Source organism: Mesorhizobium sp. M8A.F.Ca.ET.208.01.1.1, from assembly GCF_004791315.1.
Lineage (GTDB): Bacteria > Pseudomonadota > Alphaproteobacteria > Rhizobiales > Rhizobiaceae > Mesorhizobium.
This window is the reverse complement of the sequence record NZ_SRUT01000002.1, coordinates 1164065-1187595: the sequence shown is the minus strand read 5'-3', so window position 1 is coordinate 1187595 and position 23531 is coordinate 1164065. Positions and strand designations below refer to the sequence as shown.

The 23531-nt window shown below is 60.2% G+C and carries 18 protein-coding genes and 1 pseudogene; 8 read left to right on the top strand and 11 right to left on the bottom strand.

The annotated features are described in order from the left end of the window. The first annotated feature begins 784 nt into the window (after positions 1-784). The 4 genes from EN851_RS16320 to EN851_RS16305 all read left to right on the top strand — a co-directional run bounded on the left by EN851_RS16320 (position 785) and on the right by EN851_RS16305 (position 5492). Complete coding sequence (locus EN851_RS16320) at positions 785-1471, top strand: response regulator transcription factor (RefSeq protein ID WP_024505585.1); 687 nt, start codon at positions 785-787, stop codon at positions 1469-1471. A gap of 71 nt (positions 1472-1542) precedes the next feature. Next, on the top strand, positions 1543-2964 hold the full coding sequence (locus tag EN851_RS16315; RefSeq protein ID WP_050580548.1) for a type II and III secretion system protein family protein: 1422 nt from the start codon (positions 1543-1545) through the stop codon (positions 2962-2964). 12 nt (positions 2965-2976) lie between these two features. Further along, on the top strand, positions 2977-3537 hold the full coding sequence (locus tag EN851_RS16310; RefSeq protein WP_063169261.1) for a CpaD family pilus assembly lipoprotein: 561 nt from the start codon (positions 2977-2979) through the stop codon (positions 3535-3537). 83 nt (positions 3538-3620) lie between these two features. Beyond that, a complete protein-coding gene (locus EN851_RS16305; RefSeq protein WP_126080682.1) occupies positions 3621-5492 on the top strand; it encodes an acyltransferase family protein in 1872 nt (623 codons plus the stop codon). 482 nt (positions 5493-5974) lie between these two features. Here the strand turns inward: EN851_RS16305 and EN851_RS16300 are convergent, their stop codons facing one another. After that, positions 5975-7114, bottom strand: a complete 1140-nt coding sequence (locus EN851_RS16300) for a porin (RefSeq protein WP_126063922.1) — start codon at positions 7112-7114, stop codon at positions 5975-5977. A 682-nt stretch (positions 7115-7796) separates the two neighbouring features. Between EN851_RS16300 and EN851_RS16295 the strand changes: the two genes are divergently transcribed. Together EN851_RS16295 and hemN are read left to right on the top strand one after the other, a co-directional pair. Continuing rightward, positions 7797-8153, top strand: a complete 357-nt coding sequence (locus EN851_RS16295; protein ID WP_024505577.1) for a hypothetical protein — start codon at positions 7797-7799, stop codon at positions 8151-8153. A gap of 470 nt (positions 8154-8623) precedes the next feature. After that, positions 8624-9950 (top strand): annotated as a pseudogene (hemN, locus tag EN851_RS16290) (oxygen-independent coproporphyrinogen III oxidase). 234 nt (positions 9951-10184) lie between these two features. On the opposite strand, the gene EN851_RS16285 reads toward hemN, so the two are convergent. From EN851_RS16285 to EN851_RS16240, 10 genes are all read right to left on the bottom strand, one after another. Next, the gene (locus EN851_RS16285) at positions 10185-11828 is read right to left on the bottom strand and encodes an MFS transporter (RefSeq protein ID WP_126063923.1); all 1644 of its coding nucleotides are present in this window, start codon (positions 11826-11828) and stop codon (positions 10185-10187) included. Between the two features lie 173 nt (positions 11829-12001). After that, positions 12002-12985 carry a beta-ketoacyl-ACP synthase III gene (locus tag EN851_RS16280; RefSeq protein ID WP_126063924.1) on the bottom strand — a complete coding sequence of 328 codons (984 nt, stop codon included), beginning with the start codon at positions 12983-12985 and terminating at the stop codon, positions 12002-12004. Continuing rightward, positions 12982-14247 (bottom strand): adenosylmethionine--8-amino-7-oxononanoate transaminase, encoded by a 1266-nt coding sequence (locus tag EN851_RS16275; protein ID WP_126080683.1) that lies wholly within the window; start codon positions 14245-14247, stop codon positions 12982-12984. Before EN851_RS16275 ends, EN851_RS16280 begins: the two co-directional genes overlap by 4 nt. Next, a complete protein-coding gene (gene bioD, locus EN851_RS16270) occupies positions 14247-14882 on the bottom strand; it encodes a dethiobiotin synthase (protein WP_063169254.1) in 636 nt (211 codons plus the stop codon). Before bioD ends, EN851_RS16275 begins: the two co-directional genes overlap by 1 nt. Continuing rightward, positions 14879-16018: an 8-amino-7-oxononanoate synthase gene (locus EN851_RS16265; protein ID WP_024505572.1), complete on the bottom strand. Its 1140-nt coding sequence runs from the start codon at positions 16016-16018 to the stop codon at positions 14879-14881. Before EN851_RS16265 ends, bioD begins: the two co-directional genes overlap by 4 nt. Beyond that, positions 16015-16983 carry a biotin synthase BioB gene (bioB, locus tag EN851_RS16260; protein ID WP_245454882.1) on the bottom strand — a complete coding sequence of 323 codons (969 nt, stop codon included), beginning with the start codon at positions 16981-16983 and terminating at the stop codon, positions 16015-16017. Before bioB ends, EN851_RS16265 begins: the two co-directional genes overlap by 4 nt. A gap of 174 nt (positions 16984-17157) precedes the next feature. After that, positions 17158-18039 (bottom strand): carboxylating nicotinate-nucleotide diphosphorylase, encoded by an 882-nt coding sequence (gene nadC, locus EN851_RS16255; protein ID WP_024505570.1) that lies wholly within the window; start codon positions 18037-18039, stop codon positions 17158-17160. Between the two features lies 1 nt (position 18040). Beyond that, positions 18041-19582, bottom strand: a complete 1542-nt coding sequence (locus tag EN851_RS16250) for an L-aspartate oxidase (protein ID WP_024505569.1) — start codon at positions 19580-19582, stop codon at positions 18041-18043. After that, on the bottom strand, positions 19579-20553 hold the full coding sequence (nadA, locus tag EN851_RS16245; protein ID WP_126063925.1) for a quinolinate synthase NadA: 975 nt from the start codon (positions 20551-20553) through the stop codon (positions 19579-19581). Before nadA ends, EN851_RS16250 begins: the two co-directional genes overlap by 4 nt. Before the next feature lie 62 nt (positions 20554-20615). Continuing rightward, complete coding sequence (locus EN851_RS16240; protein ID WP_126063926.1) at positions 20616-21578, bottom strand: hypothetical protein; 963 nt, start codon at positions 21576-21578, stop codon at positions 20616-20618. 171 nt (positions 21579-21749) lie between these two features. Here EN851_RS16240 and panB point away from each other — a divergent pair, with 171 nt between their 5' ends. Both panB and panC read left to right on the top strand, forming a co-directional pair. Further along, positions 21750-22586 carry a 3-methyl-2-oxobutanoate hydroxymethyltransferase gene (gene panB, locus EN851_RS16235; protein ID WP_126063927.1) on the top strand — a complete coding sequence of 279 codons (837 nt, stop codon included), beginning with the start codon at positions 21750-21752 and terminating at the stop codon, positions 22584-22586. After that, positions 22583-23491, top strand: coding sequence for a pantoate--beta-alanine ligase (panC, locus tag EN851_RS16230; protein WP_024505565.1), 909 nt, complete (start codon positions 22583-22585; stop codon positions 23489-23491). The genes panB and panC overlap by 4 nt, the downstream gene beginning before the upstream one ends. The last annotated feature ends 40 nt before the right edge of the window (positions 23492-23531 follow it).

Genomic DNA, 23531 nt, shown 5'->3' with positions numbered 1-23531 from the left:
AGGCCCGCTCCCGGTTTCGCTGACCCTGTGCTGCTGTTTGCCGGCATCCGCCCGCACAGGAAGAGCTTGTAAAAGCGGTCGGTGCGGAAATCGAGGAGCCGTTGGTCGTCGATCTTCAGCCTGAACGCGGTCGTTTGCTGGTGCCGCAAATCGGCTGTTGCATGTACATCCCTGTCAGACGTCAGTTTTCCTCGCCTATTTTGGTGTCGAGCGCGAAGTGCTCCAACCAGATTGCAAGGCTTTTTGGAAATGAGAGCGGCTTTGCGCAGGGCGCTCCGTTGTTGAGCATTCAAGCTACCAAGCCAATGACGCGCAGGTTCCACCAGGCTCGCCAGCCTTGAAGGACAGCGAAAAAAGCAGAGCACGACAGACACAACAGTGCATCAGGACGCCGCAGTCGTTGAAGATGGTGCGCTGCATCCATACCGTGGATGCATTCGATCCAAATAATCGATTTGTTCAATCAGTTTCTCGAAAGCTAACCCTACCCTCTGTGGGAATCGGGCTCTGAGCCGCGACGCTGCCTTGCGAGCGCAGGGGCTGCACGTAGGAGAGATGATGCAACGAGAAATCGCACGCGGGTTGCTGGCCTCGTGGGTTCGCCGACCGGCGTATTTGAGCCCGTCAGTTGGTCCTCACCCGCGCCTATTGCCACCGAGCGACTTGCATGTCCCTCCGACTCGGACCAGTTCCGAGAGCTGCGACGAGTTGCGCGCCGTGTGCTCCGATCAGATGGCCGCCGGTGACGCGTTCGATGGGCCGTCCCTCTTCGAGAGGAGATGAAATGCGAACGCTGCTCGTGGATCATCATGCGGATCTTGCGCGCGCCATGCGACTTGCGCTCGGGGATGGCGGCTTCGTCGTTGATGTCGTTGGTACTCTGGAACTGGCTTCGAGTGCATTTTCTTGCGCCAGCTATGAAATTCTCCTGCTGGAATTGGCTCTGCCAGATGGCGATGGCTTGGGTTGGCTGAGGCAGTTGAGGACCCACGGGCATTCAGTTCCTGCCGTCATTATGAGCAGCCTTAACGATCTCGATAAGCGAATTGCGATCTTCAACGGTGGTGCGGACGACTTTCTGCTCAAACCCATCTCTACCGATGAGCTTATTGCCAGAATGAGAGCCATTCTGCGCCGGGCGACACAGATGACCGACCTGAGGCTCGTATTTGGCAATCTCGACTTTGATCCGGTCGCCCGCCAGGTTTTCGTTGATGGGCACCCAATGATGATCGCACGTCGCGAACTCTGTATTCTAGAGCACCTGCTTAACCGGGCAGGCCGCATCGTGCCCCGTGCGCAATTGGAAGATCACCTCTATTCATTCAACGACGACGTGTCTGCCAACGCGCTTGAAGTCGGAATTTATCGTTTACGGGGACATCTGACCAGATCAGGTGCAACGCCACGGATCAAGACCATCCGAGGCATTGGTTACATCCTAGAATTGACTGACGCCTCGTCCGCATAGTTTGTCGAATCGAAAGAAGATCTATTTTGCTGATCCTTCAACATCCTTGCCATGCGCTCAATTGGCGGGCGATCGCCAACAAGGTTACAAGACCTGCAGTTCCCCGTTACCTGGGCCATCTCCTCTGCGCGCTTATTGTGACTTTCCCACTTGGTGTCGCGGCGCAAAACAAGCAGGACAAAGGCCCGCCGCATGCGGCTTCGAATAGCATCAACGCCACGCTGACCCTTTCCTCTTCGCTCGGGGAGACCGTTCATCTGCCCGCGCCAGCCACGACCATCTTTGTTGCTGACCCCACGATCGCGGATTTTCAGGCGCCATCGAGCAAAACAATCTTCGTCTTTGGCAAGAAATCGGGGCGGACCAGCCTATTCGCCTTGGATGGCAATGGCGAGCCTCTCGCCGAATTGCGTATCGTTGTCACGCAACCGATCGGGGATTTACGCGCCATGTTGCGGGAGCAGGTCGGCGACTATCCCATCCGCGTCAACTATACGCCGCGCGGCGCAATCCTTAGCGGGACGGCGCCCGACGCAGAGGTCGCCGACACCGCAAAAAGAGTCACTGAGCAATATCTGGGCGACGGAGCGCAAGTCGTCAACAACATCAAGGTCGCTGGATCCCTGCAAGTTAACCTCAGCGTGCGCGTAGCCGAAGTCTCACGCAGCGCCATGAAGTCACTCGGCGTCAACTTGTCCGCCTTCGGTCAAATCGGCAATTTCAAAGTGGGCGTTCTAAGCGGAAGCGCTGCAAGCGCTGGGTCTGGTTCAACCCAGGGTGGCGGTACAGCAGAAATCGGATTCGACAACGGTGCCGTCAACGTCAGCGCGGTTCTCGACGCGCTCGCCAAGGAGCATATAGCTTCCGTCCTGGCTGAGCCGAACCTCACCGCTATGTCGGGTGAAAAGGCCAGCTTTCTCGCGGGCGGCGAATTTCCCATTCCTGTCCTGCAGGAAAACAGGCAGGTATCGGTTGAATTCCGTCACTTCGGCGTCAGTCTGGAATTTGTGCCGACAGTTCTCAGCAACAATCAAATCAACATTCACGTAACGCCCGAAGTCAGTGAACTGTCGACGCAAGGTGCCGTGCAAATCAACGGAATTTCCGTGCCGGCAGTTTCCACGCGCCGAGCCGATACGGTCGTCGAACTCGCCAGCGGCCAGAGCTTCGCAATCGGCGGTCTAATCAGGCGGAACGTCAACAATGATGTCAGGGCCTTTCCCTGGCTCGGAGAACTGCCGATCCTGGGACCGCTTTTTCGCTCGACCTCGTTTCAAAAAGAGGAGTCAGAACTGGTCATTCTAGTTACGCCTTACATTGTAAGACCAGGCTCCAACCCAAACCAGATGAGCGCACCGACCGAGCGGGCGGCACCGGCTTTGAACGGAGGGGGCGCTCCGACGAATTCCGTGACAAGTCCCCCGCGAGACCGCGCTGCTATCCGTGCGGGCGCGCCAAGCGCCCAGGGCGGTCTCGGCTTCATCATCGAATAGTGTCATCCAAAGATGTTGCGTTTTATAATCCTCTTTGTCGCTCTGGCACCAAGCGTAAGTGGCTGCACAAGCACTACGCCAGTTGATGTCGAACCATCGGCACCAATGCTTGTCCGAGAGGAGACCACCGTCCTGACGTTGCAAAGCCTGCGCGCTTCCGAACGGCAGCGTTTGCGTGTTTTCCTAGACAAGGCCAGTCGCGGCCGGTTCGATGCCATCCACCTCCTCATCAGCGGTTCGCCCCAGCTCAGCGCAGGGGTAGCCCATCAGGCCAGGCAGTTGGCAATCGAAGAAGACAACATTCAATTGCGCGATCAACACGACGCCGGCTCAGTGCGAATTGAGGCGATTGTCTATCACGCCCGTCCGCCGGTCTGTCCCTCATATGGTGCCTTACCCAATGAAGAATCCTTCAAACAGCCGCTTGGTTGTTCGACAGGACATAACCTGGCCGTGATGGTCAACGATCCGCGCGATCTGCTCGACAATCAGGCCGTCAAGGCCGGCGATGGCGATCGTGCTTCTGTACCAGTTGCAACTTACAGAACATTCGGGACGGATAAAGGTGGCTGATACCGCCCTTATCTCGGCAGCACTCCTACCGGAGATTGAAAGCTTCCAATCGCGTCCTGATCTAAAATAAAAGGAACCGCTGGATGCAATATAGGCGCTATATCGAGGGCCTTAGGGCCGTTGCTGTACTTCCGGTCGTACTCTTTCATTTCGGAATTTCGGCGATCCCGGGTGGCTTTAGCGGGGTCGATATCTTCTTCGTCATCTCCGGCTACCTAACCAGCGGAAGCCTCCTGGATGACCTTGAACGCGGCCAATTTTCCATCGTCAACTTCTACTGGCGCCGTGCCCGGCGCATTCTGCCGGCGCTCGTCTTTGTGATGCTTCTCACCTGCATTGCAGCATTGTTCATTCTTCTGCCACCGGATCTGCGCGGATTCAGTCTTAGCATCATAGCTACCTCGACCTTCTGGTCGAACGTTTTCTTCTGGAAAACGTCAAGTTACTTCTCTATCGATGCCGCGCTTCTACCACTGTTGCACACTTGGCCGCTTTCCGTAGCGGAGCAGTACTACATCTTCGCACCAATCCTGATGTTCCTAATCTATCGCTACATCGGGAAGCGCTGGCTGACGACACTTCTTCCGATAATTCTCTGCAGCTTCGTAGTGGCGGTGATGGCGACATCGCTGGCACCCACCGCCGGATTCTATCTGCTGCCGACCCGAATCTGGGAACTCATGTTGGGCGCCCTGCTCATGCTCAAATGCCCCTCGCCGCTGGGCAACCGATTCCTGATGGAGTCGGTGGGGGTGGCCGGATTTGGCCTTCTCGCCATCGGGTTCTTCGCGATTTCGGCGAGTGATCCGTTCCCAGGCTACAACGCCTTGTATCCATGCATCGGAACGGCCCTTCTGATCTATGTTGGCCAAAATACCCCCTCGACGGTCGCCACCCGCATGCTCGAAGTCCGGCCGCTGGTCTGGATTGGGCTCATCTCGTATTCGTTGTATCTTGTTCACTGGCCTCTCAATGCGTTCGCGCACTATCTTTCGTTCCAAAAACTCGATCCGTTGATGACCGGTGCGATGTTGGTGGCAAGCCTCGCATTGGCTGCATTCTCCTGGAAGTTTGTAGAGCAGCCGTTTCGACAGAAGAGGGCCTTCACCTCCCCGGGGCCTATCTTCGCCTTTTCAGCGCTCGCGATCGTTGTCCTTTGTGCCGGCGGAGCGGCGGGGGCGCTCGGCAATGGCTTTCCGCAACGGTTTCCGGACTATGTCCAGCGGCGCATTTCCGTCGGGGACTGGAGGAATGGCATCTGTTTCAACGAGGGCACCAGCCGGATCGAAAGCTGGAATATGGAGGATTGCACGCGCACCAGCGGTTTTCCAACAACGGTTTTTTTGTGGGGCGACTCCTTCGCCGCGCACTATGTTTCCGGCTTGGGTGCTAACATAAATCGATTGCAGGCGAACATCGTTGAATATACGTACGCCAGCTGCGCGCCGATACTCTATTACTACCCTTACGATCGTCTTGATTGTGTCCGGTTCAATCGCAAGGCCTTGGACGTCATCTTGGAAGCGGACATCAAGACGGTTATCCTCAGCGGTAGATGGAGTGACTATGAGGTCAGAGGTTTCGACGGTCTTCAGCAAACAATCGCTACGCTTCGTGCCCTGGGCGTGCGCGTGTTTGTCATCGGCCAGTCTCCGCAGTTCCCAACTGACGTCCGGAAAATTGCGTTCTTCGCCAAGCGCCAAAATCTGGACGATACGTCCTGGCCGATCGCGATGGACCCCGACATCAACGAACGTGTGCGCTCATTTACCAAAGGCGCCACATTCATCGATCCGCTGAAATTCCTGTGCAGCGCAGGACGCTGCGCCTATTCCGATAGAGGAGAGTTTTTATATTTCGACTATGGTCATTTCTCTTCAGCCGGCGCCACACTGGCAATCTCGAAATACTGGCCGGCTTTTGGCAAGGACAATGCTCTTCCTAAGACGAAGTAGCGGCTCAGCGGCTGACAAGCACCAGTACGGGTCCCAGTGATAGCTCCTGCTTCCGCAGCAGCCGCGACGATGGAGCTGTTCAGGTTTAAGGCCCCCCGATAGTGACCTAGGATGGGTGCTGCCACGCGGCTCGGACTCAGCGTGCATTATCACGTAAATGTTGAGAGAATGAATGGCGCCGCGAAGGGCAATTCCAGCCGTCCAAAGCGACAGGCGTGTCGCGGCCTCGACATTGCAGTGGCGCTTACCTAACACGGCCTCACACTGCCCTCTAAGCGGCCCCGAATTTGAACTGACGGCCCCTGGCCGGTTCATCGGGCAGGTCAAGGGCTAGGTGTAGTACACAGGGCTCATAACTTTCAGTTTCTAGTTGGTACGATGGGCCGTGGACGGTCGATGCAGACTTCAAGATGGCGAACGAAGCTCTCCATGCGTGCGTTGTCGAGGCAAGTGCCTTTGCCATGCTCGCGACTGGAGAGATTTCAAAATGAGCCTTGTAAGCGGAGAATGCCGCCGACGCTGTTCGGCTTGCTCGTGCCCTTGACGGCGGTAGGCTCGGCAGGGCCGAGGCCAGAGTTGCCGTAGTGGTCGTAATCGACCTCGGCTGTGACCGTGAAGCCGGGAACGACCATGTAGGCGACGTTTGCAGCCACACCAGCATCCTTGAGCTGATCACCCGAGACCTGAAGGTTGAACGAAGTTTTCTCGTCAAACTCGTAGGTGGCGCCCGCCCAGAAAGCCCACTGGCCGTTCCAGATTTTGTACGAGCCGCGCCCATGATTGGCAATTGCGCCGTTTGAGTCCTCGTTGAGACTGGCATTGGAACCGTAGCCGAAGAGTCCAAACAGCGACAGCTGGTTTGTGACAGCGACGTCGACGCGGATCTTGCCGGCAAAAGCTTCGTAATTGCTGTCATAAGCCGCGACGCCGGTGATCGAGCCCCAGCCTTGCGTGTATTTCAAGCCGGCGACAACGTGCGGAATATAGCTGTCGATAGTACCGGCTGAGCCCGATCCTTGTTCGAGCGAAATCACAGTCGAAATGCCGTTGCCGGCGTCGAAGTGGTACTGAGCCACGTTGGTGTCGAAGCCGGCCGACGGAACGAGCATACTATCGAGAACGTCGCCAGCGTAGCTTACAAACGTATCGAAGGCCGACCCCTCCTTGCCAACTCGCAGGCCTCCCAGCTCGACCCAGGCAGAAGCCAGTGCGAGGCCGCTGTTGAAATCATAGTTCTGAGGACTGTCATGCGAGTTAGCGCTGTTGCCAAAATTCACGTGGGTTTCGGTATAGGTCGTCAACGCGCCGAGCTCGGTCTGCTGGCCGGTCCAAGTTTTGAACGTGAAGCGTGTGCTGTTTCGCCAAGTGCCTTGGTCCTCGCCAGTTCTCACGTCCGAGGTTCTTGCGCTGTCATACGATCGGACGTCACCCAGGCCGATATCGTAACGGACATAGCCGCCGATGCGCAGGCAGGTCTCGGTGTTGGGAATATAGGAATATCCCGAGCCGAGGACGTCGCAGATCTTGATGTACTCGGCCGGTTCCCGCTCGGCGCCAGCTGCTCGACCGACGGAAACGGTCATCAGAGCAGTTAAGCCGAGAAGAGGACTCTTGATGTACATGTCTAGATCTCCATGAAGGAATAAAAAGGATAGAGGCGAAAGAGCAAGCTTTTCCTCTAAATTTTGTGCGTGTTGTCTCCAATATGTGGACGCCAAAGCGCTTGACACGAGAGGTGAGCCAGCGTAAAAGCCACATGTACTTATAATAGTGTTTTCTGTTAGGAGATTCATTATCGTTTACATGTGAAACACTCCGGTCGGACCGCTGCAGCTCTCCGAAATAGAGCAGCAAGCGACATGCCAACCTGAAGCGTAAATGCGGCCGACACCAAAATCGGGCCGACGCGCCTTCGTCTCGCTGGAATCACTTTTTTTGAGGGTCACTGCGAAAAGCAATGTGCGACACGGTTCGCCATGTTCGATATGTGACAGTCTCGTTTAACAGCGACGGCTTCCCGTCTGACCGCAACGGAGGCCGCGCCATGCGCTACCGAGAAGGATCACTGCGCGTACGCTCCGCAAGGGCTGCGCCAGGAACAGAGGGCGTGCGCGTCCGAGGCGTCGCATGGTGGCCGCAGCACCTTTTCGCCGCTGTAAGTTCGCCGTGCAGGTACATTGCGCGGCCGGAAGCGAGAGGGAGCGCACCCTGAAACGGCTGCCTACGGCTCGCCTCGAGTAATTGGCGATGAACAGCATTCTCGAGAACTTAGTCTCGACGGAAAGAGCAACGAAAGGAAGCCGCTTGGACGAGCACGATCCGAAGGAAGAACCGATCGAGACCATTTTCCGCAACGGCACAATCACTGCCGTGGGTATCCTGCTTGCCTTTTCGCTCGGCTTCCTCACTCATTGGGCCGCGAACCCCTTGCCATGGCAACTCTACGATCTGTTCGCCGTAGTGCCGATCCTGCTCGGCATCGCACTGCAGATGAGAGCGCTGTCCATGCTGCTCGACATGAGTTCCTTGCGGCGCCCCATCTACGAACGCGCCAATCGCATTTTCATGGTCGGCCTCATCCAGACCGCGTGTGGCGTCGGCATGGCCATCTTGGTCGATCTTTTCGGGATATCGGTAGGGGGCACGCTGCCCGGCGCTTGACGACAAGCCACACCGCCGCTCTTCGCTCGAAGCGACGTCAAGCCGGGGAACCTTGTGCACCCCCTAGCGGCGTCCTCCTTTCATCAAATGAGCCGACGTCAGCTTTAGAGCGTCTCGGTGGCTAAAGCCGGTATGGTTTTTCGGCCGGCAGGGAAGGCCGCTGGCTGGACCTGGATGGCGTCTGAACGAGGCTTGACAGGTCCGTTGCGTCGGACATGAATTTCGCATTGCAAAGTTCTTCCGCAGACGCCTCAAGCACACTGCACTGGCGTCACGTACTACTCAGACGTTGAATGCGGCACCGCACCATCACCTCAGGCGCAACCATGGCACGCGCGCTCCCCGGCGTGGTTGACCCCATCCTGTCCAAACGAGACTGCGACATAAGCGGGACGCACTGACTTAGGTCAGAGACCAGGACGAGCGCGCAACGAAAGAATGATGGATCAGCGACGTGGGATGACAGCTCCTTGCACACCTCAATCCTGACAAAGTACCGGGACCCCCGGCCGCCTTGGTATACCATCTATCCGACTGTGCCAGACTTCTCTGCGGCAGTTGGTGCTGACGATTATGAGGAATGGCTGGGGGGCCTCCCGGCCGACGAATCGGTGTCGCTCTATTTCCACATTCCGTTTTGCCGATCCATGTGCTGGTATTGCGGCTTCCCTACCGCGGTCATCCGTCGCAACGGCCCGATCCTTAATTATTTAGCGGTGCTGCGTCAGGAGATCAGTTTGGTGTCGGAGCAAGTGCGGCAAGGGCTGCCGGTGAGCGATGTGCATTTCGGCGCGGAACGCCTCACCTTATCGGGCCAGCCGAGCACTTGGCGCTGATGGAATTTCTACGCCGCCACTTCGCTTTCAGCAAAACTGCTGCGATCACCGTGGAGATCGATCCCCGAACGTTCACACCGGAAATGGCCGAAGCCTTGGCAGCTAACGGTGTCAACCGCGCGAGCATCGGCGTGCAGAGCTTTGATCCCGATGTGCAAAGGCGATCAATCGGATCCAGAGTAAGGTGCAGACGGCCGCTGCAGTCCAAAATCTCCGCCGGCATGGCGTTGGCCATATCAACTTCGACCTCATCTTCGGTCTACCGAAACAGACTGTGCAGTCCTGCATCCAGACCGCGATGGCTGCGGTCGCCATGCGCCCCAACCGGCTTGCGGTGTTCGGATACGCGCATATTCCTTCCGTGATAAAGAACCAGCGCCTATCGAGCAGGCAGGTCTACCGGACGGCGATCTTCGCGCCGAACAGGCTGCAGCTGTCGCCGAGACACTGGTTGGCGCTGGCTACCGGGAGATCGGGCTCGATCATTTCGCTCCGCCGGACGACGAACTCGCGCTAGCGCAGAAGACCGGGCGCGCCTACGGCGTAATTCGCTGGGATACTCGGCCGATACTTGCAAAACGTGATCGGCTTAGGCGCGTCGGCTATTGGCCGAGTCCGCGAGGGGTATGTTCAGAACGAAGTAACACGGGATTCTTACGCCCGGCACATCGCAAGTGGACGTCTGGCGACATCAAAGGGTCACCGTCTGACCGACGATGACCGGGTGCGCGCAGCGATCATCGAGCGACTGATGTGCGATTTGGAGGCCGACGTGCCGACCATCTGTGCCGCCCACGAAATCGAACCAGCTCGTTTTCTCGATTCAGTTGAGAGTTTGGTGACGCTGGCTGAGGAGGGGATCCTGGACGTCGAAAACGGCTTCATCCGCGTGCGGCCGGAGCACCGCTTTGTTGTTCGCGCCGTTGCTGCTGCATTCGATGCTTTTCTCGCGAATCGATGAGTTGAGGCCACGACGCCGAAAGGCATCAAACCTTGTTTGGCGCTCGTCGGCATGGGCTCTCGCAGAAGACTCCGCAAGCGTATGCAGGGGACTTCCACTTGACGCCGCGTTCACCATCATCTCGCCTGGGTGCGCGCGAAAGCGCACAACCCGGAGCACGCTGCTCTCGGTGTGAGGCTGTGCTCTGCAAAGCACCGGTGATCCACCCTGTCCCTGGACAGCAGCTTGATGGCGTCATCTTGGAGGACGAGAAAAGATTGTCGAGGTACGGGTACGAATTGCCTCGGTCGTCCGTTCAATCGAAAGCACTGTCTGCGGAGGCACCTCTCCTTCATGCAGTGACAGGAGATGCTGGGCGACTTCCTTATCTGCTGCGGTGAGTCGATGATTTAGGCGGAGAAAGTCCATCCAGGTGGGGGTGCGGAATGTCTCCGTCCAAAGTGACGGTGTTTGCAGATTTCGCTGGAGCGTCCAGTTTCGTGCACCGGCACGGCTCTGGACGTGTCGCCGCGTGCGCATGGAGCCCAGAAAGGCCTCGATATTTTCCTCCGATATCAAATACTCGACCTTGGCCACGATAGGGCCACTTCTGGGTTTCAGATCGAGAGCCACGTCCGGCGGATGAAAAACTGAACTTTCTTGATCGGTTTCTTCCCAGGGACGGACCGGCAACACGATCCCCGCTGCTGCAACCAGCAACAGAGCGCCTGCGGCGCCCTCCAATGCTAAGGTCAAGGAATAGTTTTGCGCGACAGAACCCCAGATCCAGCTGCCAGCAGCCATACCGCCTGCGCTCAAGGCGTAGTAAATGGAGAGCGTGCGGCCTACAACCCACCTTGGGCTTGCCAACTGCACCGACACGTCAATGCCCGTCCAGGTGATAAGCCAACCCGCTCCGCCGAGCGCCAGCGAAATGGCCGCCACAGGAATCGACGATGTAAGGGCAAGGGAGAGGCAACAGACTGCACAAGCCACAGAGGCGAAGGCCACCAGCCTGTTTTGAGACGTGACCTTCCTCAAGAAGCCGTTGCCCATGCCCGCGATGAAAGCACCCATGCCGAAGCCGGCCAATAAGATACCGTAGACAATTGGCCCACTCTTCAACTGATCCCGGACGACGAGGGGGAGCAACGCCAGAATGGAGATGCTTGCCAATCCGAAAAGAGCGGCTCGGGCGGTCGCTGCCCTGATCTCCAAAGACATCGCAGTAAAGCGCACTCCGTCATGAATTGCCGTCGTCATTCTCTCACGAGGGAGAGGCGAAGAGCGGACCTCCCATTTGGTGCGCCATATCGCGCTTATGGGCGCCAGATCACTCACCGCAGCCAAGGCGAAAGCGGCCAGCGGCCCAAAGACGGCCAGGATCACGCCCCCCAAGGCCGGACCAACGCTGCGCACAATGTTGTATCCGACGGACATAAGCGTCACTGCGGCCGGAATGTCGCGTTTGTGAAGGATATCGCCGACCGAAGCGTGCCAAGCCGGATCATTCAAGGCAAAGCCGCAGCCGGCCAGGAAACCTAACCCGAGAATCAGCCAAGGACTGACAAATCCCAGACCCACAGAAATCATCAGCGTCGTCGACGCCGATGCTATCAGGCAGTGTCCCGCAAACATCACCCACCGGCGGCTGAAGTTGTCGGCAATGGCTCCGGCGAAAACTGAGAGGAAGAACACCGGCAATGTGGATGCGGCCTGGACGAGTGCCACCATGAGGTCGGACGCTGAAATCGTTGCCATAAGCCAACTGATGGCGACCGTTTGCACTAGCCAACCGAGGCTGGAAATCTGGGTGGCCGCCCAAATTGAGCGAAACACCTTGTTTCGAAATGGGGCGAGCGTCTTTGAAACGGGCGGTTGAGGATTTTCGCTCTGCATGAGGTATTGCTGGCCTTCGATGAGCGCTGCGATTTGAGCAAGCGGGTCGATACTTAGACATCGCGGAGCACCGCACGGAACCCAGCTCTATGGAGCTTGCCGGCGACTATTTACGTATTGAGCCATTCTCATAGTCTCATTCATGAGCAGTCCTGTGCGCAAGCATTGCTTTGCTAAATTCCCACCACAAGCGCGCCGCCGCTGAGACCCGCACCCGCTGCCGCCAAGAGGACTTTCTCGCCAGGCCGAAACGGCTGCGCCCGATGGGCCAGCGACAATGAGAGCGGGATCGTCGCGGCGGAAGAGTTGCCATATTCGGCGATCGTCTTGACGATCGAGTGATCAGCGATGCCGAGGTTCCTGCCGACCGCGTCGAAAATGCGCGCATTGGCCTGATGCGGCACGAAACGATCGAGGTCTTGCGGCCTCAGTCGGGCAGCAGTGAGCGCATCTCTCGAGCAGGCGGTCATCATCTCCACGGCCTTGCTGAATACTTCACGGCCGTCAGTGATCGTCATCCGTGTCTGCGCGAGGTCGAGGTCGGCATGGAACGGAGTGTTGCTTCCCCCGGCGGGAATCTGGATTAGCCCGTAGCGCGAGCCGTCGGAATCCACCGAAGCGCCGAGAATGCCTCGATCCGGGTCATCGCAAGGACTGATCACCATGGCGCCGGCGGCATCGGCAAACAGCACGGCGCTGGCGCGCTCGGCCAAATTGATGCGGTGGCTGAGGATGTTGGCGGCGATGACAAGGCTCGCTTTGCCGTGCAGGCGGGTGAACCCGTCGGCGAACATCAGCGCATAGATGAAGCCGGCGCAGGCGCCGGTCAGGTCGATCGCTCCGGCGCGGCCTAGCCCCAGCCGATGTGCGACCAGCGGCGCGCTTGGCGGCAGAAGGTGATCGGGCGTCGACGTGGCGAGCAAGAGTAGACCGACGTCGCCGCGGTCGATACCGGCATTGGTCAGCGCCATGTCGCCGGCAGAGGCGGCAAGGCCCGACAGCGTGTCTTCGTCTGTTGCCCAGAAGCGCGAGCGAATTCCGGTGCGCCGCTCGATCCAGCCGGGCTCAAGCCCGAGCCGGTCTTCGATTTCCGGGTTCTCGACCTTGCGCGCCGGCGCATGATGGCCGAAGCCGAGAACGCGCGACGATAGGTTCATGGCCGCGAGCCGAAGCGTTCGCCGGCCTCCTCTATCGCGTCATAGAGCCCGCCCAATTCGTCGCTGGTGATGCAATAGGGCGGTAGAAGATAGAGGACATTGCCGAGCGGGCGCACAAGTAGCCCCCGCTCAAGGAAAAAAGCGCGCAGTTTTGGCCCGATCTCGGCCAGATAACCGGCTGAGCCGGTGCGTAGGTCGAGTGCCGCGATGGTGCCGGTTGTCCGGCAGTCGGTGAAATATGGATTGACCCGGAAGCGTTGCAGCCCGGCGGCCTGCCTCGCGCTCAAGACCGCGATCCGCTCGGCCACCGGCTCGTCACGCCAGATCTCGACATTGGCAAGTGCTGCCGCGCAGGCGATCGGATTGGCGGTGTAGGAGCTCGAATGGAAAAACGTCTTCTTGCGATCCTCCGAAAAGTGAGCGTGGAAGATGGCATCGGTGGCGATCGTGGCGGCCAGCGGGATGGTACCACCGGTCAGACCTTTCGAGGTGCACAAGATGTCGGGCGAGACGGACGCCTGTTCGCAGGCAAACATGGTTCCGGTGCGCCCCCAGCCGGTCATCACTTCATCGGCGATCAGCAGCGTGCCGGAGGCTTCGGCGATCCTCTTCAATTCGGCAAGAACCCAGGCCGGATACATCAGCATGCCGCCGGCGCCAAGCACCAGCGGCTCGACGATCAGCGCGGCTGCGCGCCGGTCGCGGCTAACGGCCTCGAACCGATCCAGCGTTTCCTGCTCGCGCCCGGCGGCCGGGAAGGGGATGGCGTCGACCTCGAACAGCAAAGGATCATAGGCGGCGTTGAAGACGCCGCGGGCGCCGACGCTCATCGCCCCGATCGTGTCGCCATGATAGCTGTGCTCCATGACGGCGATGCGCGAACGCGGCGCGCCGATGTTGCGGAAATAGCCGAGCGCCATCTTCAGCGCGACTTCGACTGAGGTGGAGCCACTGTCGGAATAGAACACCCGGTCGAGGCCGGCGGGTGCGATGCCGATAAGCGCCTCGGCCAGCCGTTCGGCCGGCTCGTGGGTGAAGCCCGCGAAGATGATCTGGTCGAGGCTCGACGCGGTCGTCTCGATGGCCTTCATGATGCGGGGGTGGCGATGGCCATGGGTGACGACCCACCAGGAAGAAATCGCATCGAGGATGCGGAAGCCGTCGGCCTTGTGGAGATAGGCGCCTTCAGTCAGCACGATTTCAGGGACCGAGGGCTCTAGCGCGTGCTGCGTGAACGGATGCCAGACTCGAGACTCCGCCATCAGTCGCCTCCGGCAATCATGGCCAGGTCGAAGCCGGAAATCATTGCATCTCTCAACGTTTCACCCGTCAGCGGACCGAGGTGCGGCAGCCTGCCCAGCTGCGGCACGCCGCCGAATTCCACGATTGTCCTTTGTGTATCGGCCACCTCTTCGCCAATGAAGGCAATGCCGATGAGCGGGATGGAGCGGGCTCTCAGGGCCTCGATCGACAACAGCGTATGATTGATGGTGCCAAGCGCGGTGCGGGCGCACAGTATGACCGGCAGCCGCCATTGTTCGAATATGTCAATGAACCTTGTCTGTCGATTGAGCGGCACCATCAGCCCGCCGGCGCCTTCGATGACGAGCGGTGTCGGCAGGACCGGAAATGAAAGATCGTCGGCCTCGATCGCGACGCCGTCGATTTCGGCTGATCGATGCGGCGACAGCGGCATCGTCAGTCGATAGACTTCGGGCAGCACGCGTCCGTCGGGCAAGCCGGAAAGCCGGGCGACGACCTCGCTGTCGGTCTCCTCGTTGAGGCCCGATTGCACCGGCTTCCAGTAGAAGCCGTCGAGCAGCCCGGCAAGTCCGGCCGAAAACACTGTCTTGCCAATTCCAGTGTCTGTTCCGGTGACGACGATGCGTTTGGTCATGCTGTGGCCAACACTCCGACGAGAGCCTCGACCATGGCGGAAATGTCGGCTTCGTCGACGTTGAGAGTCAGCGAAATGCGCAGGCGCGACGTACCCTCAGGCACTGTCGGCGGGCGAATGCCGCGTATGTCGAAGCCGCGTGCCTGCAGTCCTGCCGCCACCGCCATGGTGCGGCTGTTATCGCCGATCACAAGCGGCTGGATCTGCGAACCGCTGGGCATCACGCCGCAGCGTTCGGCCAATTGCCGGCTCGCGAAAGCGACACGCTCGTGCAACTGAGCACGACGCATAGGCTCGTCAGACAGAATAGTCAGCGCCTCACGTGCCGCGACTGCCATCAGCGGCGATGGTGCGGTCGCATAGATGAATGGCCGGCACCGGTTGATAAGATAGTCGCACAGTGTTCGCGGTCCGGTAACGAGCGCGCCGGATGCGCCAAGCGCCTTGCCGCATGTGTGGAGCGTGACGATGTTGTCGCGGCCTTCATACGCGGCGGCCAGTCCCCGGCCGTCCGGTCCCCAGACGCCGGTGGCATGCGCTTCATCGACGACGATGAATGCCTGGTACCGATCAGCCAGCGCGACCAGGCTCTCCATCGGCGCACGGTCGCCATCCATGCTGTAAAGGCTTTCGAAGGCGATCCACACCCGCCCCATGCCGCCTTCGGCGCGCCAGCGGGTGATTGCGTCCTCGACAGCGTCGACGTCGTTGTGCGCGGCCAGCTTGAACTCAGCGCGCCCGGCCTGGGCACCCTCATGCATGCTGGCATGAGCGAGCTCGTCGAGGACCAGCAGGTCGCCTTTCTGCGGCAGGGCCGTCAGCAGAGCGAAGTTGGCGATATAGCCGCTGCCGAAGAACAGTGCACGCTCGGCTCCGAAAAATGCCGCTGCGTCCGCCTCCAGTTGCTCATGTTCCGGTGCATTGCCGCGCAACAGCCGCGATCCGGTGGCGCCCACTGGCGTGCCCCGCGCAATCGCCGTCGAAACCGCATCGCCCAGTCTTTTGGAGGCGGCAAGTCCGATATAGTCGTTCGACGAGAAGTCGAGCCCGGCGCGCGGTGCGAGCGTCCGCAACCGGTCCTTGCGCCCCAGTCCCCGCAAGGTTGCGTCATAGCGGGCAAGAATTGCCTCCTTCATTGCGTGGCGAGTTCCATAGGCTCAATGCCGAGGCGCCGGAACAGAAGGGTATCCTTGTCCTCGCCGGGATTTCCCGCCGTCAGCAGCGTGTCGCCGACAAAGATCGAATTGGCCCCGGCAAAGAAGCACAGCGCCTGCGTTTCGTCGCTCATCGCCGTCCTGCCGGCGGACAGCCTTACATAGGATTTCGGCATCATCACCCGCGCGAGCGCAACGATGCGGACGAAATCGATCGGATCGATGGCGTCGGCCGCGGCAAGCGGCGTGCCTTCGATGGGAATAAGCATGTTGATCGGCACGCTTTCCGGCGGCTCGGGCAGGTTCGCGAGCGTGACCAGCATGTCGATGCGATCGGTCTTTTCTTCTCCCATCCCGACAATGCCGCCGCAGCAGACTTTCATCCCAACCGCGCGCACGTGCCCAAGCGTTTCCAGCCGGTCGGCAAAAGTCCTGGTTGAAATAACCTCGCCATAGTAGCGCTCAGAGGTATCGATGTTGTGGTTATAGTAGTCGAGACCGGCCTGCTTCAGGCGAGCAGCTTGCTCAAGATCGAGCATGCCGAGCGTCATGCAGGTCTCCATGCCGAGGGCCTTGACGCCCTCAATCATGGCGACCACAACCTCCATGTCGCGCTCCTTGGGACTTCGCCACGCCGCGCCCATGCAATAGCGCGTTGCGCCGCCATCACGCGCCATGGCCGCTTCGTCGATGACATGCTTGACGTCCACCAGCTTCGACGCCTTCACACCGGTTTCGTAATGCGCAGACTGGCTGCAATAGCCGCAATCTTCGGGGCACCCGCCGGTCTTGATGCTAAGGAGCCGCGACAGCTGCACTCGGTTTCGATCGAAGTTCTGGCGGTGGATCGTCTGAGCTAGGAACAGCAGATCGTTGAATGGCATGCCGTAGATGGCCTCGGCCTCTTTGCGGTTCCATCGCGGAGGCGTTCCATCGACCGATTGCATGGTCTGGTTCACGTCGAACTCCGAGTTCATTCCAATCGTCATCGTCAAACCTTTGTTTGCTAGTCCGGTACGCCTTCTTGGCTTTGGGGCGCACTCGCTAAAGGCGAGCTGCGGCACGTCTTTCCAGCACCTCCTACGCCTGCCGAGCTGATGTTGCTCCTCACGCCGTAATCCTCAGTTCAAGTGCTTGCAGATGTTCTGGTGGTCCGGCATGTCCAGGCCGATGTCGAGGATCGGGGCGCTGTGCGTCAGCCAACCCATGGAGATGAGATCGACACCGGTCGCCGCAATCGCCGCCGCCGTTTTCGGCATCACCCGACCGGACGCCTCGGTGATCGTACGGCCATCCACTATAGAAACCGCGCGGGCAAGATCCTCGACCGACATATTGTCGAGCAGCACCGCGTCAACACCAATCGCGAGCGCTGCATCGAGCTGCTTCAGCGTGTCGACCTCGACCTCGACCTTCACCATATGCCCTGCTGCGGCGCGCGCCCGCTCTATTGCTGTGCGGATATCGCCGGCGATCGCGATGTGGTTGTCCTTTATGAGCACGCCGTCATCGAGGCCGAACCGGTGATTGGCACCGCCGCCGACGCGCACGGCGTATTTCTCCAATGCCCGCAGCCCGGGCGTCGTCTTTCGCGTCGATACAATCCTCGCCTTGTGACCGCGCACGGCCTCAACCATGGCCGCTGTGGCAGTGGCAATGCCGCTCAGCCGGCATAAGAAATTGAGGGCCGTGCGTTCGGCCGTGAGCAGGCCTCGTGCGGGTCCGGACAATCTTGCAATGGTTTCCCCGGCCCCAACCTCGCTGCCATCAGGGCGCCAGATCTGGATGTTGATCGCCGGTTCCACGAGAAGGAAGGCATACGAGACCAGATCGAGCCCGGCAACGACGCCCGCCTGCCTCGCTTTGAGCACCAACGTGGCAGTGCAATCATACGGGATAACCGCATCGGTGGTCAGGTCGCCGGATCTGCCCAGGTCTTCGAGGAGCGCAACGCGCACAATCGGTTCGATCAGGGTCGCGGGGAGGGGGGAGAATGAAGTCATATCAAGTGCTCCGTATGGTAGCCCGGCAATCGAGTGCGGCCGCGGCCCGCATTGCGCTGTGCAGTGTCAGCCGTGATGGGCGCACGTTGGCATCGTGGAGCGGGAAATCGGACCGACAGTGCGCGCCTCGACTCTCTTCCCGCCTCAGGGCCGCCGCGGCGATCATCAGTGAGACCAAAGCCGGACCAGAGGCAGCGACACTATTGGCTGCGATCGGCAGCAGGGTCGCCACCGCTTCGCGCATTGCCTCGCCGTCGCGGATGATACCCAGGGCGGCGGAGACAATCGGGCGGACCACGGAAGCGTCTGGTCGTGGAGGGACGAATGTGGAGCATCTGCGCGGTCGCCGGGTATACGACGTGCCGGCAACGCTTTCGGCAACCCAGCTCGCGGTGACCGCCGCTTCGGTGAGCGAGTTGCTGGCCAGGCGGTTGGCGCCGTGCAGGCCGGTACAGGCCACCTCACCGCAGGCCCACAATCCCTCGATGGAGCTGCGGCCGGCGCTGTCTACGGCGACGCCGCCCATGTGATAATGTGCCGCCGGGCGCACCGGGATCAGGTCGGTCGCGGGGTCGATTCCTGCGCTCCGGCACAATTCGGCGATGCCTGGAAAACGCTTGCCAAATCTCGGGCCGAGACTTTGCCGTGCGTCCAGGAATACGCGGCGTCCAACGGCAAGCTGGTGCCAAATGGCGCGCGCTACGACGTCGCGAGGCGCAAGTTCACCGCCAGGTGTGTCGGCGAGGAAGCGCTCTCCTCGCTCATCGATGAGCACCGCGCCTTCGCCACGCACGGCTTCGCTCACCAGCGGCATCGGCCGGCGCGGACCGTCGAGCGCAGTTGGATGGAACTGTATGAATTCCAAGTCGGCGAGTTCCGCCCCCGCCCATGCGGCGAGCGCCAGCCCGTGACCCCATGAGCCAGCGGGGTTTGTCGTGTCGCAAAACAGCCCGCCGACGCCGCCGGTCGCCAGCACCGCGCGACGCGTGGGCAGAGCGAGCGCGCCGGCTCGTCCTGCTGCGACCACGGCGATGACCGACCCGTCCTGCACGACCAGCCGGCGGACCTCCACATTTTCGATAATGGTGATCGAGGCTGTACGCCGAACCGCGGCGACGAGCGCGCGCACCAACTCGCGACCGGTGGCGTCGCCGGCTGCATGCACAATTCGCCGTCGCGAGTGTGCCGCCTCGAGCCCAAGTCGCAACGCGCGGTCAGGGTGCTGGTCGAAGTCGACGCCGAACCTTTGGATCGTCCTAATCGCTTCGGGTGCAGCTCGTACCACTCGCCGCACCGTGGCCTCATCGCAGAGTCCGTCGCCGGCAGCTATCGTGTCGCAAAGGTGAAAATCTGGGCCGTCGTCGCCCCCGAGACTTGCCGCAAGACCGCCCTGGGCAAGTTCACTGCAGGCTCCGGTTCCAAGCGGCGCGTTGGTCAAAAGCACGACCGGTTCCGGCGCCAGATGAAGCGCCGTCATCAGGCCGGCAATGCCGCCGCCGATGACGACCGGCGCCCCGGCGATGTCGCGAACCTCCAGACTCATAGGGAAAGCATGCGCTCGACCGCGCGGCGGGCGGGGCCGGCAATTTCGGGATCAATCCGGACCTCATGCCGGTTCTGCTCGAGTGCGGCGCGAATGTTGGCCAGGTTGATGCGCTTCATGTGCGGGCACAGATTGCATGGGCGAACGAACTCGACGTCGGGATGCGCGACCGCGACGTTGTCGCTCATCGAACATTCGGTCAGAAGGACGACACGCGTCGGTTTCTCACGCTCGACATAATCCGACATCGCCGCGGTCGAGCCGGAGAACTCCGCCTCCGCGACAACGTCTGGTGGGCATTCTGGATGGGCCAGCACGATGACGCCTGGATGGGCATCGCGCAGTTCCCGGATGTCTGCTGCGGTGAAGCGCTCATGCACCTCGCAATGGCCTTTCCAGGCGATGATCTCGACGTCTGTATCGGCTGCCACGTTCCTCGCCAGATATTCGTCCGGGAGCATCAGCACACGCGCCACGCCAAGCGATTCCACCACCGCCTTGGCGTTGCCGGACGTGCAGCAGATGTCGGACTCCGCTTTTACGGCGGCGGAAGTGTTGACGTAAGTAACAACGGGGACCCCCGGATACCGCAGCCGCATTAGCCGCACGTCGTTTGCCGTGATCGATTCGGCCAGCGAGCAGCCGGCGCGGAGATCCGGGATGAGCACGGTCTTGTTCGGATTGAGCAGTTTTGCCGTCTCGGCCATGAAATGAACGCCGGCAACCACGATGATGTCGGCGTCGACCGTCACCGCCTTGTGGGCCAACGCCAGGCTGTCGCCGACGATGTCTGCCACGCAATGAAAAATTTCGGGCGTCTGGTAATTGTGCGCCAGCACCACCGCATTGCGCTCACGCTTCAGCGCTAAGATGGCTTCAATATCGCCGGCGAACGCGAGCCATTCAACGGGTGGGATCACCCGCCGGACACGCTCATACAGGGACGCAGCCATAGGTAACGCCCCAGTCATTGGCGCCTCGATTATATTCGGTTTGACAATAAGGGAATATATCTACCTTGACTATAAGTATGTCAAGCCCGCGCCAGCGGTAATTTTGTCCCGGCGATAGCCCTGTCGTCGAGGACGGCATGCCGGAAGCGATAAAGCTTCGCCGGTCGGCCGCCCGTGTCGAGGGAGGTCTCCCCGGTCTCCTCAACAAGTTCCTGCTGCTCGACCAATCTCCGGAAGTTCGGCTTGTTGATCAGCCTGCCAGCCAAAGCTTCCACGGTTCGCTGCAGTTGCAGCAGCGTGAAGGAAGGCCGCATAAGCTCGAACACGACCGGCCGGTATTTGATCTTCGAACGCAGCCGCGCGATCCCGGTTGCCAGAATACGACGGTGGTCAGCGACCATTGGTTTGCCAGCCGCGGCCGCAATCGCGTCCCTGCCGCCACCGGCCTCCTCAATCAGACCAGCTTCATAGAGCAACTCGTAGCGTTGGAGCGTGAGTTCCTCGTTCCAATGGCGGTCGTCGAAGCCGAAGGCTATCGCAGCGCGCTGCCGGCGCTCGCGTTGAGTGGTCGGCTCGCTGGCGCCGCCGGCCCACTCAATCAGGCGGGGCCGCAATCTATCGAGCAGCACAGGCGGCGTGCCGAAGCGGTGGTCCTCCCAGGGAAAATATTCGTACCAACTTTGCCAGCCGCACGCGGCCGAGTTCGTTGCCTGTTCCTTCCTGGTCAATGCGAGATAGCTGATTGAGATGACGCGCTGGTGGCGCTCAGTGCCGATGCGATCGCGATCGGCGAAGGTGTAGAGTTGCTCGATGTATCCAAGTGCATGGCCGGTCTGCTGCTCCACCCACCCCCTCAAACCCGACTGCAGTGATCGATGCTCAAGGGCAAAAGGTCCAGAAGGGAGGGTGTCCGCATGACCGACTGTGAGGACACAGGGCTCACTGTCGTTTACGGCGACCACGACGGCAGTCAGGTCCACTTTGGCTTCGTCAGCTTTGACGGCGGCTTTGCCTTTCTTGGTTCTTCTTGTCTGAGGATCCATGTTTGCGAAAGCGGGTTGGCCCAACGGAGCGCCTTAATCGATTGAATGTAACCTTGGAAGCCAGCACGTCAACACCAGAGTACTCAAGCGCTGTTTTTAGCTCTTCGCAGTCGCACAAAAATATGCCAAACGCGACACCCGCTGTTGGTAACGTAAGGGAAGGGGCCTCGGTTGAGCGCGGCTGGTGAGATAAAAGGGATGACTCCTCCAGATATTCGATCGCGAAAAGGCCAGACGCCACTTGTATGCTTGACGGCCTACACCACGCCGGTCGCGAGGCTGCTCGATCGCCACTGCGACATCGTTCTTGTCGGCGACAGCGTCGGCATGGTGCTGCACGGCCTGTCGTCGACGCTGGGGGTCACGCTCGACATGATGATCATGCACGGACAGGCCGTTCGCCGCGGCCTTGAACACGCGCTGATGGTCGTCGACCTGCCCTTCGGTTCCTACGAGGAAAGCCCAGAGCACGCTTTCGGCAACGCTGCGCGCGTGATGGGTGAGACCGGTTGTTCAGCGGTAAAGATCGAGGGCGGCGAGACCATCTCGGAAACCATCCGCTTCCTTACCGCGCGCGGCGTACCTGTCATGGCCCATGTGGGCCTGACGCCGCAGGCGGTAAACACGTTTGGAGGCTATCGTGTGCAGGGCCGGGGAGCCGATGCAGAGCGGATCAGGCGCGACGCCAGGGCGGTAACCGAAGCGGGCGCCTTCTCCTTGGTGCTGGAAAAGATACCGGAGCAGCTTGCACGGCAGATAACCGCCGATATCGACATACCCACAATCGGCATCGGTGCCTCGCCAGCTTGCGACGGCCAGATTCTGGTGAGCCACGATATGCTCGGGCTCTTCACCTCATTTCGGCCGAAGTTCGTCAAACGCTATGCCGAGCTCGGTGAGCAGGCTGAGGCGGCAATCGCCGCTTACGCCACCGATGTGCGGAACCGGCACTTTCCGGCGGTCGAACATCTCTATGTCAACGCCTTGAAGGCCGGTGACTTCACATGAGCGTGCCGATCGCTCGAACCGTGAGCGAGCTGCGCGGCGTCGTTGCGCAATGGCGTCGCTCGGGTGCCACGATCGGTATTGTGCCGACCATGGGAGCCTTGCACGACGGGCATCTGAGCCTCGTGCGGAAGGCGCTCGAAAGGGCCGAGCGGGTGATCGTGACGCTGTTCGTAAACCCCAAGCAGTTCAACAGCCCCGCCGACCTGATTGCCTACCCTCGGACGGAAAGCGACGATGCTGCCAAGCTCGCTCTGCTGGGCACGCATCTGCTCTATGTGCCGGACACAGAGGAAATGTACCAGGTGGGCTTCGCCACGGCCGTTTCAGTGTCCGGCATCAGCGAATGCCTTTGCGGCGCATTCCGGCCCGGCCATTTCAATGGCGTGGCGACGGTCGTGGCCAAGCTCTTCCTGCAGGCCGGCGCTGACTTCGCCTTTTTTGGCGAAAAGGATTTTCAGCAACTTCAGCTTGTCAGGCGCTTGGTCCGGGATCTCGACATTCCGATCACTATTGTGCCCTGTCCGACAGTCCGCGAAGCCGATGGTCTTGCGCTATCGTCGCGTAACGTGCGGCTCTCCCCAGCCCAACGCGCCATTGCCCCAAAACTAGCATCGGTCCTGCTCGATACGGCCGAGCGGCTTGCACGCGGCTCCCCCATCCTGCCTACGCTTGATGAAGCGCGTGCAGCAATTCTGGCTGCCGGCTATCGCGAGCTCGAATACCTGGAGCTGCGCGGAGAAACAGACCTGCAATCGTTAGCAAGCCTTGACCGACCGGCACGCTTGCTTGCTGCGGCTTGGCTTGGCGACACGCGGCTCATCGATAACGTCGCAATATCACCCATCGGTAGTTGGTCAGGTGGGCGGAGCTCTCTCCAATCGGAAGCAGCACAGCAATTGCGGTGATGACGGCGGCGCGTCGTATGCCCTGCAGGGACAGGCCATC